Below are 13,175 nucleotides of genomic sequence, written 5' to 3'. Positions count from 1 at the left end.
CCTAGATTGGGCAACAGCTAGTGATCTCAGAGAGGCACTCTTCTATGCTGCTCTCGTTCTGGATTGAATGGATCGGGTAACGGCCTGATTCTTTCCGAATCATCGCGTCGTAGCCGTCCTTCCATCGAGACCAGCGATCCAGAGGTTCATCTCTCAATGGGGTGGATCTTCCGATACAAAACAACGCGGTTGGAAGCCAATCCCCCCATGCGATTTGCTCTGCCTCAATGAGTTTATCGAGCACCTCCGCCCGCGCTCCTCCCACCACGCCATAGACCCTTGTTGACCACCAGTAACGGTCTAGAATCACAGTTTTGCCAGCTTCTAGGCTTGGAATGATTCGTGCCTCGATTGCATCAAGATGAGCGGCAATGTGAAGCGTCTGCAGACTCGACTCAGTGAGGGGATCCAGTCCAAAGGCTGCGCGATCGTGATGAATCCGATATACAAGGTCACCAATTGTGCCGGGAAAATTGCCCGGAAACGAAAAGGGTTCAGCTGTCTTGCCTTGGCTGCGAAGCCAATCAACAAATCGAGCGCTAATCGAGGACTTGCCTGCGGCATCAACGCCTTCGAATACAAAGAGTTGGCCTTTGGTTGTTAGCGTCATGGTGCAGCCTCCAAAGAGTTTTCGGCTACATACTTGCGGAGCATGTTGATGAATGCCCGGTCTGGTTTCTTCTTTCCCACTTCGGGTCGTGCAGTGAAGCATGTAAACCGCGTGAGTTTCCCACCAAGAGAGTGCGCTACTACATGCCCAAGCTGACAGAGTCCCAAATAGTTTCCGTATGCACGATCAAATAGATACTGGGTTGGGTAATATGCAGTCACCTCCAAGGAACCTGCCTCATGGTAGGTGAAGCTAACTTGTTGAAGGCATGGGAAACCGCAGAGAGCTGAGCCGGTATCATCTTTCGCCGGATCAAAACATGCTAACTGTAGAGCAGACTGACGTGGTCGGGAACGGTTCTTACCAGCAACCTTTTTTCGCCAAAAATCAGTGACGTATTTGAGCTGGTTAATCGTTCGGTATTCTAAACGCTTTTTGTTGAGTCTTGTCCCTGAGAAAGCAACGAATCGCTCGAAATAGGTTCCATGACTGTTCTTGCTGCATCTAGCCTTGAGTCTTGGCAGCATAGATTGCAGATACCATTCCGTTAGCTGTTCAATGCTAATTTTGCCTTCCCGAAGCCACTTCTCATATGGCACGATGGTCAGCGCTGTTTGGTCAATCCGAGGGATGTCGTGGCATGACAATTGAGCATCAAGTTCATTTGCAATCACGTCATCCTCATTGGGCATGTCCTGCTCAAAACCGCGAATGGCAACGACTAGAGCATCTTCTGCTCCATCATGAGCATGAAGAAAGGCACGCGCCCATGCGGTTGAGAGATTCGATTCAGTTATCAAGTGTGGTGTCGTCATCATCATCCTCCAAGTGTCTAAATGCTGCCCGGCCTACGAACTGTTTGCGGCTCACGCGGACCATGTGCGCCCATTCGCCGCTCCCCAATGCTTGGCTGATCCCTGGGCGGACCGCTTCGATCACCATGCCATGTTGGCTTTCGCGGACAATTCTGGCGGAATTTCCGTTAATGGCGGCTCCATGAGGAACAATCGCATGGTCGCCTACCTCAAGGTCGATGGCGACCTTCCTCCATTGCGCGTCTGCAATTACAAGATGCCCTCGCGCATCATGGCCGAGCAGTTCACGACGAAGGTCTTTTGGCGTTCGCAGTTGAAGTTGATCCATGCGCTCCTGATCAATCAAACGCTCCGACCAACGCAGGTGCTTAATAAGTGTGTCGTAACCCACTCCAAGCTGGCTGGCCAGTCGGTATGCCTCATGAGCGGTGAGAGATCTGAAATCAAATCCGCGAGCACCTGCTTCAGCCATTAGCGCCCGATTTGGCATCAGCAAGAATCCCGCAAAGTGATTGGCAAGAATCTCCTCGGGCACATCACGGTCATCACGATCAAAATCCAAGGTTTCCACTCTCTCACCATGACCAAAGCGCCAGTGCGCCAATTCGTGGGCACAGGTGAACGCGCGGCGTCCTGCTGGTCGCTCGGACGGAACAAACAGTGCATCCATTCCCTTTGCGAACATGCCGGCAAAGCTAGAGCCTCCCACGAACCTCACTTCAACCTCTAGAGTGTCCGCAAAATCATAGACGCAAATCGGATCTTCCAAGAGAACCTTGGCTTTCCTCCGCAATTCGATAGCAGCACGAAGTGCTGTCCTAGCAAGTTCTTGACGTGTCATTCCTTTGAAGGCGAAGATTTTTTCAGGGAGCGGAGCAACCGCAGTATTTTGTCGAGATCTTCCTTGTTCAGACTCGACAGTTCCCGAGCTGCCAGTTCGACGGCTGGATCATCATCGCTTTCTGACTCATTGAGGAGCCATGCAGCCGTAACTCCGTAGTGCTTCGCAAACAGAGCCAGCTCCTCAGACGTTACTTTTCTTCGCCCAGCTTCGATTTCCGAGATGGTTGGACGATGATAGTTTATCAGCTTGGCAATTTGACCCTGAGAGAGTCCCGCTTGCTCCCTTGCTAGCCGCAGGCGTTGGTAAATCGTGTCTTCCGTGTCGATCATATTTCTAATTGAGTTCTAGCTGGCAAGTGCAGTGAGATATTCGACAACCTCTCCGAAGGTCCGAGCACGCTTCCGGCCTTCGCCGTCATCGTCGAGAACCAGCGGGTTCTCCTTCAGGGGAATCTCAATTCCCAGCCTCGATTCAAGATCGCAGGCCAGTTCGATGCCGTGCTGAGAGTCCAATCCGCAGCTACGGATGACATTGTCGCTCGGTTTCCACTCTGAGGGGTAGGTGTCCCGTGCGATGTGCTTCAGGCATTCCTGAAGGGCGAGTTCGATTTGGGGGCGGCTTAGTCTGCTCATGAGTTGAGGATCGGTAACAATACCTTACCATACGTAATTTTTCAGTCAAGCCCTGAACCAGCGATCAAGATTGGGACAGGGCTCACGCTCTGTTTGCCAACTCAGCGCAACGCCCTGCTAGCCCGTGATTTGTTGCTGCTGATCTGGCGGCGGTGCCCGAGTGCGTGTCTTTGAAGGTAATGCTTTCACGGCAGAGATGACGGGCATGACGGAGCTTTGGCACTCGCCTTGCAACTAATCCTTAAAGCAATCCGTTATCAGTAACCTCGGCCAGCGACAAAAAATTGTTGCACCTTGAATCTCGTTGAAGCCTCAAATTACATCGTCGGAGGCATAGTCCGGAAATTCTTCGCGATTCAGTTCCTCAAAACTAATTGTCCGCGCTTCAAGATCGGCAACCACAAGCCCGCGTCTGACTTCCAACATCTTTCTGAAAACCTTGAACCCTTGGATGATGGCATCTTCCCACTCCCATAATGCGCATTTTTCAACCTCGTAGCCTCTCACGAGATCAGGAATTAGCTTGAGTAGCGAATAGTCCACTCGTTCTAAACCCTCAAGATTCCTCAGCCCCTGTGCGTGCTGGAAGATTAGTGCAGAGATGCCCTCTTCTAGAAAACCAGCGCGTTGACCGTCTTCTGCCTCATCAATACGCGCTTTACTCTTGCGCTTGATCTTCAAGAGTGCCCCTAGCTCTTCTCTCTTTGCACGTTCATAATCGGGATATGCATCCTTATCTCGCTGCTTCTTCTTGAGCGCACTCAAAAGACTCCCAACTTCGCCAAAAAGTCCCAAATATGTATTCGGCCCCCGCTTTGCCGCTCAGGTTCGTAATGTCCGTCTTCTCAGAGAGACGTTGGTAGTCATCCAAGGTGAGACGCTTTGCCACCTTCAACTGTTCTGGCAATTCCTTGGAGACGATTGATCTGCGATTCACACTTCACAATAGCATAGACAGACCAGAATCAAGTTGCAGATGATTCTCCCCCGATAATCGGACATGGAGAAGTGGGATTTGATCGGCTCAAATGAAACGCAAGAGACATGAAGAAGAGACACAGTGTAGAGCAGATCATTCGGATACCCCCTTTGTTCCTGCCTCTCCCAAGAGCTCTCCTCTTACCGTCGCACCTTGGCGGCTTTATGGAATTTCCATCTGAACCGTGGAAATTTCGGCAGGATTCAGTGACGTGCCGAACGATAGCCTCCGGAGGAGTGGCCAGATCTCCCAGGGTTGCCTTCTTACTGCCCAACACGCAGCCTTCAATCAAAAGAATCAAATCGCGCATACGGCTAAAATGCGTTTGCTCGTGAGCACATGGTCGTTCAATCGAATGCGCACTCGAGCTCCCGAACTCGCCCTGTCGGACAGACCGTCAAACCAGTCAGGAAAGCACTTGCTTTTTGTGCTGGAGCAGCTTCGACACCCGGGGCGCTTAGCTTAGATTCATGCCTTCCTCTCTTCGCTACCAGACTTACCTGCAGCCTACTCAGTTCATAGATGGCATACGAATGATTGATAAATAAATCAATTTGTATGGATTTTTTAAATTTTATTGATATATACTTCAATATGGAAACACTCCAGGAACTTGGTGAAGCGGTAGCTCAGCGGCGGAAGGAGCTTAAGTATCGGCAGGCGATGGTTGCCACGCAAACAGGCATTACGGCGGAGACGCTCTCACGTTTTGAGCGAGGGAAGCTCACCGAGTTCGGCGCGCGCAAATTGTTGTCAGTGCTAGCAGTCTTGGGGATGGAACTGCGGTTTTCAGAAAAGGGAATGTCTGGTTCGCTGGATGAACTAAGGAAGGAGCGCGGATTGTGAAACTCGGCGTTTTCGTCCTGGGCACGCAGGTTGCTACGCTGGAGAGCGTGGGAGATTTCAAAAGTGTATTGACCTACGAAGCCGGCGCTCATCCAGACCATTTGGTGTCCTTGACGATGCCGGTGCGAACGGAGTCATGGGTGTGGGATGATCCGCTGCATCCGATCTTCCGCATGAATTTGCCTGAGGGCTATCTGCTGCATGTTTTGGAAGAAAAATTCGGACCCCATATCGGAGCGAGTCCCAGCACTTTGTTGTCGATTGTAGGACGAAACATGATCGGTCGCGTGCAGGTGGCAGCTCCCGGAGCCAACTTGAACGAGTCGGTGACCCCATTGGACGTAGCCGTGTTGTTGAAAGGCGACAATTCTGAACGGGCGTTTTCGGCACTGGTGCGAAAGTATGCGGCCAGTGGTGTGTCAGGAGTCGTGCCAAAATTCCTGGATGCTCAGCAAGAACCTCGATTCTCACAATACAACAAAGCCACCCTCCTCACGCGCAAGCACATCGTTAAAGGCTCATCCCAACACCTGCCTTACATCGCATTGAACGAGCACCTTTGTATGCAAGTGGCCGCCAAAGTCGTCCCCTCTGCACCCACAGAGGTTTCCCAAGATGGGCAGGCTCTCGTGGTCCATCGCTTTGACGTCGATGAGGAGGGTTTGCCCAAATATGCGTTGGAGGATTTCTGTGCGTTGTTGGGCATGAGGCCGTCGGCTAAATACGAGACTACTTGGGAACGGATCGGCAAGGCCGTTCGAGATCATGTCCCGGGGCCGCGCCAGCACGAAACTTTCCGCCACCTGGCCGCTACTATTCTGCTCACCTACGCGCTGCGGAATGCCGATTGTCATTCGAAAAACATCGCCTTGCTCTACACTTCCCGGGAAGACGTAAGAATCGCGCCTGTCTACGACATGCTGACCACCAGTATTTATGCTGAGCACAAGAACAGTCCTCCGGGGATCTCATTCATGGGCAAGAAGACCTGGCAACCGGGTAAAAACCTCAGCAAATTTCTCACGGGCACGTTTGGAATTTCCGCGAAAGAGCAGGCGACGCTGGTCGAGAAAATTAGCGATGCCATTTCCGACACTGCTCCCCTAGTGCGGCAGGCCATGGATGAGCACCCCGGATTCAGAGAACTCGGCAAGCATCTGCTTAACGCATGGTCGGAAGGGATCGGTGGTCTGCGGGACAAGCGCACCTATGCGATGAGTGAATGGAAGCCCGGCGAAGCGTTTCTAGGCTTTTCAGATCCGCCCAAACTTAGGGCGTCTCGGAAGGTTACTGAAGATTACTGATCTGGATTGGCCAAGAATGCTTTATAGGTCCTTTTTGCAATAGTTTCGATATCGGAAGGGTTAATTCGTGTGCGTGACGGTATGAACGCCATAACGCATTTCGTCACACGCCCAGAGCGCACCGAACTTCTGGCGGGAATTGCCAATACCCAATTGATCAGCCTGGGTTACGCGAAAGACGGCTTTGGCCTCGGGATCCTTTTGGGGTGGCACGGGCAGGTCGCTTTCCGCCTCCGTGCACTTTTTCAGATTCAATGGTGGCTTCTCTCATGTCGCCGCGGCCGAAATCGGAGGTGTGCCAGTCCTAGGCTTCGCGGGGCAATCTGCAATTTGCCTTTTGCGAGTTCGGCGCTCAAGGCTTGCTTCATCTTTGGAGGTGGCTTTGCGGTCCGACGCCGTTGCTTTTGATGTTCCCATCTCCTCGTATCACGAAGATAGTTTAACTCGCGAGGGTCTCCGCAATGACTCCGAAAAGAACATTGCCTCATACTTGGGCATCAACTTGAGGCGATCAGCCAAAGCGCGCTCCTGATCTGAACCTGCGGCGTTTTTTGCCATCACTTTCGCGTCTTGATCAGTGACTCTCAGAACGAGATAGCTGCCAGTTGCAGCGAATAGGCCAGGATCAAAATCCTTGGCTTCTTGAGAAGCTACAATTAGAGCCAGCCCATATTTTCGGCATTCTTTTGCAAACGTTGGAAGCAATTTCAATTTACCGGCACGATGTGCTTCATCAAACACCACAGCATGCGTCAGCTTCGAAGCTCGTCCGCGGCGGAACATGTCTTGATATATCCGGTAAAAAATGAATCCGGCACTCGCACGCTGCATTGCTTCATTGGCTACTGAGTGAATCCGAATGATCTGCGATTCATTTTCGTCGAGTAGCGATTTTGATTCGCCAGGAGGGCTGAAGAAGTTAAAATCATCCAATTCGTTTAATCGCATTAGCAGAGTCTGCGTGGATTTATCTGCGTGCCCCCCATCTCTCAAGATTTCAAGGAACCGGCGGAAGTCCGGTGTGTCACCAGCACTGCCATTTACCCAGCCACATTCTTCGTAACCTTTCTTTATGGACTCTCGCAGCTTTTCGCGCTGCAATTCGCCGAGGTCAGGGAATACGGCGTAAAAGATGTCCCTGAGTTGACCGGCACTTTCGACGTGAGCCACAGCGTTCGGCTGGGCGATGGCCATCGGGTTGAAGCCGAGCGCCAAACAATCATGCACGACGACTTTGGGCACGGCAGCCGCAAGGCTTTCGTCGATGTCGTCGTGATAGGAAAACACAATTGGAGAAATACCCTGCCGTTGCAATTGTGCGCAGATGTTGATTAGGCTGTGCGTTTTCCCCATGCCCGGCAGCCCAACAATCATCAGGTGCGGGTTTGTATTGATTGCTGTTTTCCAAAACACGGAATCGCCGGACGGTGCTTCTCCAAGACAGACGCCTTCCCATTCCGGCGCGTCGATGGGAAGCTCAGACGTTGAATCAACGTCTAGAATTCTAAACTCTTGGTCGGTTTCAGCTCCGTCTTCAAATTCTGGTGCGTTGCCAGTTTCAAGCTCGCTTCTTGGCAACTCGGACAGCTTATCGGGAGCACTCAGCACAGGATTAGTCTGGTCAGGCAGTGAATCAGGACCGAACAATTTAATCGCGCAATCTCCATCCCAGGATTGTAGTTCCGGTTGGTTAGCTGAAAAATCAGGACAGAAAATATAACTTCCGCATGAAAAGCCTGCGGGCTGGTAATCTGCGGGATTCCTGAGTAGAGAAGTCAACTCATCAATCGCCCGTGTATACACGGATTCTGACAGGTGATGACGACGAGCTTTCTCAGCATAGAATCTAAGCACTCTTCCCAACCGCGTTCCTTGCAAATTGCGTTCAATGGCCGATGAGCGTTGCGAAAAGAATGCAGTCTCCCATCGGTCCCTGTTTGCCGCAGTTTGTTCCTCGATACGTTCAAATAGCTGAGTGGATCGCGCCTGAGACAAATAACGCCTGTATTTGACCTCGATAAAAGTGAAACTCAACCTACCCTTTTTTGGTATGCCAACATAAACGAGATCCGCTCTTCGCCGACTCTCTTCGGGATACTCGTCATCCGAAGACTCGTCTTTCTCCGGAACCAGATCTCGAACATCGTCGAGAGGCACAAAAAATCCCTGAGTCAGTGGATTCCAATTTCTGTCATCGGGTTGTGCTGCGTGGCACTTCGCGCGAACCAGCGCAAGGGCGACAAGTTCAGCGCTAATCCTCGTTGGATCCGCATCGCGCGCACCTGCAGCAAGACGCATCGCCAACCTTCCGCTTAGGCCCTTAAGATGCCCCAAGAGAACCTCGCAATTTCTTGCAGAGCCACTGAGCCCGAGTGCACTAAGCGTATGGTGCAAGAGGCCACGAACTTCTTCGAATTTTTGCGTAGAGGTGATGACCTGATGGCAGCCAAGATCATCCCGCTCAGGAACCGCATCAATCACATAGGCATCGAATATGGATTCAGATTCGCGTGGAGAGTCGTAAAATTCGATTCCGGCATTCCGATCCATGGTGATAACCCAGTCGGAAAGTTCATGGAGCTTTCCGAGCAATTCGACATCGCTGACCTGAGGTGAAGTGCAAAGCTCCGGCCATTTCCCTGGAAAGCCAGCGTTTGTGGCCGTTTGACGGAGAACTAACTGCTGGAGGTTCAGTAAACGGTCGGTGATGACGCGGTCGGTCAACTTTAGACCATCGTGTTCTTCTGGCAAACTGAGCCGCCATCTGGGTTGACCGTTCTCAAAACAGAAATCGCGGACCAGATGCGCTACCAACCCGTAAGCAAGGAGCGGGAATTTGCTCTCGTTCGTCTGACTAGCTTGGATGCTGCTTCGGTGGATGTCGAACGCAATGGAAAGATGAGCTGGCTCGTTCAGCGAGCCAGGAATTCTTCGCGCCCAACGTAAGCGGGGGACACTCCTGTTTCCTGACAGTGGAATCGACTCAAGGCACCATGCGTCTTCATCTGGAGGTGCCGCGGCGCGCTTACGGCGGCGTTCAGTGAGCCGTGCCAAGTAGCGACCTGCCACTGCTAACTGCTCCTCCGATGGATGAATATCCAAGCGAACTGCCACGGGGCGGTATCTCTGATCTGACTCAGCAGATGGGGGTTCGTCCGATGGAGCGGTAAGTGCGTTTCCGATAGCTTTCACCACAGTGGAACCATCTCCCGGCTTGAGGGCGTGAACATTCAGAACGCCACAATGGGGGTGGGTGTCCAGATAGTGTGAAATTTCCCTGGCTATGGCATCGCCAGCCCCTAAAGAAAGAGATGGCGAAAGCCGCGTAGTGTCGCCAGCGTAACAAGCGGTCATCAGGGCGGCCGTGGCCTTTGGTTCTGGATCATTTTCTGGCACCATCAGAACTCCTGCGAAGCCCAAGGTGTCGGCGAACACGAAACTCCATCCTTCTCGAAGGCCGGGCAGAAGAAACGGAACGTTAGCGCTATCCAACCAATCAAGGCTTTTTTTAATCCGTTGAGCCTTGATCTTCTCTTCGAAACTTAGTTGAAGTGCGAGACAATCATAACCACACTGCCAGGCCATTCGCAACGGATGGTGCGGCAACACAACCAACCCGAGCGTCTTGCCAGACATTGTGGTGACCTCAAGGGTGAACGCCAACGCCAGTGCTGGTGAAGATTTTTCGAGAGCGGCGATCCAAGCTTTCAAATAGTTTTGAGCCGGGATAGAGGACGAGTGATTGTGGAGGTGCAGGCGCGACATCACACCTCCACTTTTGAGGCAGTCCTCTCGAAACTTCCGCGTCGCCTCAAGGAGTTTAGTCATTTCGAGGTCTCCCGATTCACCACAGGGAACAAACTCCAGAGCGCCTGCTCTGTTACCATCCGGTCGACATCGGATTCTCCAACGGCCAACACAGCTTTCTTTGCGCGACCAATCTTCTTCGACTTCCCGCAAAAGCCCTGGACGCTCGACTCGAAACCCCCGCTTGTTGCCATGCGGGCGGAAAGCTAACATTTGACCAGACGCGGCCGCTCCAGGCTTTGGCTTTGCTTGCTTGTCTGGCATGCCCTGCCTGCCTTTCTGGCGCTCCTCAAGAAAAGCTTCGACAGCTTCGCGAGAATCCGACTGCACCATCCCATCTGCGACGCAGCGAAAGACTTCACCGCTGGAAGTCCTATCCGACGTTTCACCTTCGCCATGGCAGAGAAGGAAGTCTTCGGTCTCCAGTTGTGCGATCCCTTCCACACCGGGTGTGGATATTCTGAGTTTCACTTCCTGTCGGGTTCCCTCCTCCACTTCCTCGAAGTGATCCTTATCAAAAACCACCTTCAATTCCGCCTTCCCCCGGTGAACCACGGTTTCCGACGTGATGATCTCCTCACCCACTAACATCTGGATCTCATACGTCGCGGCACCGGGGGGCAGCGTGTCTGGAGAAACCCTCCATTTTACTGTGAGCTTGCATTCCTCATTGATACGGAACTGCGGGAGACTTTCCTCATCGCCTTCCCCAGAACCGAGCGTCAGGCCAGACCATTTCTGCAGTTTACCATTTCCGGCGCTTCGCCAGGACACCAAGTCCAACTTTTCAAGTTTACCTTCGAGGAAAGCAGGTTTCAGATTGCCTAGCCACAAGGATTGATCTGCAGAAACCTCTTTGACAGCTTCTTCTAGAGATTTGCCGACACAACGCCTCAGGGATTCTTCCAAACGTTTGGTTTCATCCACGCATTCTTCTCCCAATGAAAGTGATGCAACCCGCATACCAGGTGTTTCCGCTACGTTCCCCGGTTGGAATAGTCGATCCACCATGACCGATGAGTGTGCCAGCTTCTGCCCAGCTTCGTTAGCGCTGCCAGCCACGGGCCAGAGACCAAGGACCGGAAGGGCAGCACCGGGTTCATCATATGATGTTAGCTGCCCATAGAAAGCCAGTTGCTGCCGCCCTGTAATCTTACGCCGCTTGCTACCGACTCGCTGCGCACGCTTAATAGCTTCGGAACTAAAGGCTGCAGTGTCCTTATCGAGTCCTTTGCGGGCATTCTGAACCGCTTGGGTGAACAAAGCGCGCTCGGAAATTTCACGTGCGGCATTGTAAATTCCATCCATACCAGCGCCCGCTTCGGAGGGCAACACCAACATGCAGCAGGCTCCACCCTTGTCTTCCCTGATTTCCACGGCCTTGTCCCCCGTGATCCATCCTGCATCCAGGCGGGTTCCTACTCCTACAATTTGCCAACCATTCAGATGACCTTCTATTTTTTTGAGAAGGACATCGATTTCATCCCCGGATAGACAGCGAGTATAGGCGACAGTCCCCTGTTGGGGAGCACCGAGCAGTGCAGTCAGAGCTATTAGCAAATGTTCGGTCATGACGTGGGTTGATTTTCTGATGTGCGGTAGCGGGCTCGCAAGCGTTTCATTGATTCAGCGTCGTTAACTCCTACAAGTAGGCCTAGATCTCTCAGTCGTTTTTCTAGGATGCTGCGGTTTCGTAGCAAGTCCTCACGATCCGCCGCCACACCGTTGGGTGCTTCATCGACCAGAATTCCATAGTCTTCTTTAAGAGCATGAAGGAAGGCTTCGAAAGATACGCTGCCGCCAATTTTCGCCAGTTGCGTATGCACAAGCGTGTCCAGCAATGCGTTTGTGAGGATCACTGATCGAGCGTCACCCCGCTGTGTTCTACCTGATTCCAACCTCCTTGAAACTTTTCGCTTTTTGAGGAGTCCGTGAGGTTCATTTACCATGCCTGCGGAATCTAAAAACATGAAATATTTTGTTTGCAGCATTTTGCTTCCCATGGACAATGTTAATGCTTCAGCCAAAGCCCGAGTGGGGTTTAGTCTGGCAAAAGGAGATGCCAAAAGTTCAGCAGCTTCGGAAGCTTCATTCTGCTGAATTAACCCGTTGCGCAGACGATTGCATTTTGCGAATACATCTTGACGGAAAAATGCTGAAGCAGAATGCCCCCCACTTCTTACCAGTCCGAGCAAATTTAACCAATCGGCTAAGCCGCGAACATTCGGAACGTGGTCTACGAGGTCTAGGTTATCGCGTGCTGCTGCATCTGAAACTCTCACAACAGCCAATGCGTTGGTTGCTTCATGAATGAATCGGATCAGTTCGAAGCCCGAAGCCTCTGCTAGATCCCTCAGTCGGGGATCCGAACCACTCGAAGCGTCTGCGAACATATGAAATGAATGGCAATGTTCCAGGTCCGGCAGCTTGTGGTGGCGCTCCCAATAGATGACAGCGCCAAGTGAGGATAGAAAAGTTTGCCACAAACCAATGCCTATCAGGCACTCTAGCATCGGACTTAGGCCCCGTCGTGGGATGGTAAGTCCATAATGTCTAAGCAGAAACTCCATGTCCTGTCTGAAAATTCCCGCCGACCCGGTTGCAATGGGTTGATTCGCAGAGATTGAAGGAGACGCCCGAAGCTTCTCAGGGGCTTGACCACAAGTGCGGCCCAACTGAATCATGAGCCATTCTTCTAAACTGAAATCCGCCAATCCGTCAACTTTATCGGCCTCACCGCCAGCCAATATCGCGGCATTGTTTCCGTATATTACGCCCTTCTCAAAAACTCTTAAAAGAGGGTTTCGTTCCGGATTCCTGCCGACAGTGAAGTCTTCGGCATCTGAGATGCCAACGTTCTCGACATCTTTCTGATTGGCGAGCAACGCGACCAACATTTCAGGAACAAATCTGAGGTTAGCGACAGCTTGTGGCAGGTCTAGCCAGGACGAGTAGTAATGGGCGGGAAACGCCCGTTGCACTTCGCTGGTGTGGCCCTCTGCGCCACCCTTGTTCTCCAACGCACCTGCAAGAAGCAAATCTCCAAGTATATCTTTGGAGGTATTGGAATCGAATCCCTCAAATTGTCCAAGTTCGCTGAGCTTACCTGATACAGACCATATGGTCGGACGCACGTTTGCCCCAAAGGAAAATGCCTGTGAAAAACTTCCCTGCCCGCGACGAAAGCCACGACGGAACATATAGATGACCGCAGGAAGTAGTGAACCTACAGAGAAATTCTGCAATGTGGCGGGATACACCTGAAGCGTATTAGCCGTCCAAAGAAGATTTGCCATATCCTTCCCGAGGGCGTCTATGAATGCTTGTCGCTGGCTCAT

The 13,175-nt window shown here is 52.0% G+C and carries 10 protein-coding genes; 2 read left to right on the top strand and 8 right to left on the bottom strand.

The window, feature by feature from the left end; all coding sequences use genetic code 11:
• Position 1: 1 nt before the first annotated feature.
• The 6 genes from FEM03_RS05955 to FEM03_RS05930 all read right to left on the bottom strand — a co-directional run bounded on the left by FEM03_RS05955 (position 2) and on the right by FEM03_RS05930 (position 3,666).
• Entirely contained in the window at positions 2 to 610 is a 609-nt protein-coding gene (locus FEM03_RS05955) for a dTMP kinase (protein WP_166442655.1), read from the bottom strand.
• The gene (locus tag FEM03_RS05950; protein WP_138085275.1) at positions 607 to 1,431 is read right to left on the bottom strand and encodes a thymidylate synthase; all 825 of its coding nucleotides are present in this window, start codon (positions 1,429 to 1,431) and stop codon (positions 607 to 609) included. The genes FEM03_RS05955 and FEM03_RS05950 overlap by 4 nt, the downstream gene beginning before the upstream one ends.
• Positions 1,400 to 2,266, bottom strand: a complete 867-nt coding sequence (locus FEM03_RS05945; RefSeq protein WP_138085274.1) for an ImmA/IrrE family metallo-endopeptidase — start codon at positions 2,264 to 2,266, stop codon at positions 1,400 to 1,402. The genes FEM03_RS05950 and FEM03_RS05945 overlap by 32 nt, the downstream gene beginning before the upstream one ends.
• Positions 2,263 to 2,598: a helix-turn-helix domain-containing protein gene (locus FEM03_RS05940; RefSeq protein WP_138085273.1), complete on the bottom strand. Its 336-nt coding sequence runs from the start codon at positions 2,596 to 2,598 to the stop codon at positions 2,263 to 2,265. Before FEM03_RS05940 ends, FEM03_RS05945 begins: the two co-directional genes overlap by 4 nt.
• Before the next feature lie 15 nt (positions 2,599 to 2,613).
• Entirely contained in the window at positions 2,614 to 2,901 is a 288-nt protein-coding gene (locus FEM03_RS05935) for a hypothetical protein (protein WP_138085272.1), read from the bottom strand.
• Between the two features lie 312 nt (positions 2,902 to 3,213).
• Positions 3,214 to 3,666, bottom strand: a complete 453-nt coding sequence (locus tag FEM03_RS05930; protein ID WP_138085271.1) for a hypothetical protein — start codon at positions 3,664 to 3,666, stop codon at positions 3,214 to 3,216.
• Positions 3,667 to 4,438: 772 nt separating this feature from the next.
• Here FEM03_RS05930 and FEM03_RS05925 point away from each other — a divergent pair.
• Positions 4,439 to 4,726, top strand: coding sequence for an XRE family transcriptional regulator (locus FEM03_RS05925; RefSeq protein ID WP_138085270.1), 288 nt, complete (start codon positions 4,439 to 4,441; stop codon positions 4,724 to 4,726).
• Positions 4,723 to 6,030, top strand: a complete 1,308-nt coding sequence (locus tag FEM03_RS05920; RefSeq protein ID WP_138085269.1) for a type II toxin-antitoxin system HipA family toxin — start codon at positions 4,723 to 4,725, stop codon at positions 6,028 to 6,030. The genes FEM03_RS05925 and FEM03_RS05920 overlap by 4 nt, the downstream gene beginning before the upstream one ends.
• A 426-nt stretch (positions 6,031 to 6,456) precedes the next feature.
• On the opposite strand, the gene FEM03_RS05915 is transcribed toward FEM03_RS05920, so the two are convergent.
• On the bottom strand, positions 6,457 to 11,409 hold the full coding sequence (locus tag FEM03_RS05915) for an ATP-binding protein (protein WP_138085268.1): 4,953 nt from the start codon (positions 11,407 to 11,409) through the stop codon (positions 6,457 to 6,459).
• On the bottom strand, positions 11,406 to 13,175 hold the full coding sequence (locus FEM03_RS05910) for a methylation-associated defense system protein MAD7 family protein (RefSeq protein ID WP_138085267.1): 1,770 nt from the start codon (positions 13,173 to 13,175) through the stop codon (positions 11,406 to 11,408). Before FEM03_RS05910 ends, FEM03_RS05915 begins: the two co-directional genes overlap by 4 nt.

Origin of the sequence: Phragmitibacter flavus (genome assembly GCF_005780165.1) — a bacterium.
GTDB classification, from domain to species: Bacteria; Verrucomicrobiota; Verrucomicrobiia; order Verrucomicrobiales; family Verrucomicrobiaceae; genus Phragmitibacter; species Phragmitibacter flavus.
The sequence above is the reverse complement of the archived record's forward strand: the minus strand, read 5'-3'. Positions and strand labels throughout refer to the sequence as shown.

What these genes read in the sequence shown, in the direction of transcription:
- FEM03_RS05945 (WP_138085274.1), bottom strand. Translation starts at nt 2,266, where the DNA reads ATGACACGTCAAGAACTTGCTAGGACAGCACTTCGTGCTGCTATCGAA.
- FEM03_RS05955 (WP_166442655.1), bottom strand. Translation starts at nt 610, where the DNA reads ATGACGCTAACAACCAAAGGCCAACTCTTTGTATTCGAAGGCGTTGAT.
- FEM03_RS05950 (WP_138085275.1), bottom strand. Translation starts at nt 1,431, where the DNA reads ATGATGATGACGACACCACACTTGATAACTGAATCGAATCTCTCAACC.
- FEM03_RS05925 (WP_138085270.1), top strand. Translation starts at nt 4,439, where the DNA reads ATGGATTTTTTAAATTTTATTGATATATACTTCAATATGGAAACACTC.
- FEM03_RS05940 (WP_138085273.1), bottom strand. Translation starts at nt 2,598, where the DNA reads ATGATCGACACGGAAGACACGATTTACCAACGCCTGCGGCTAGCAAGG.
- FEM03_RS05915 (WP_138085268.1), bottom strand. Translation starts at nt 11,409, where the DNA reads ATGACCGAACATTTGCTAATAGCTCTGACTGCACTGCTCGGTGCTCCC.
- FEM03_RS05935 (WP_138085272.1), bottom strand. Translation starts at nt 2,901, where the DNA reads ATGAGCAGACTAAGCCGCCCCCAAATCGAACTCGCCCTTCAGGAATGC.
- FEM03_RS05910 (WP_138085267.1), bottom strand. Translation starts at nt 13,175, where the DNA reads ATGAGCCAGCGACAAGCATTCATAGACGCCCTCGGGAAGGATATGGCA.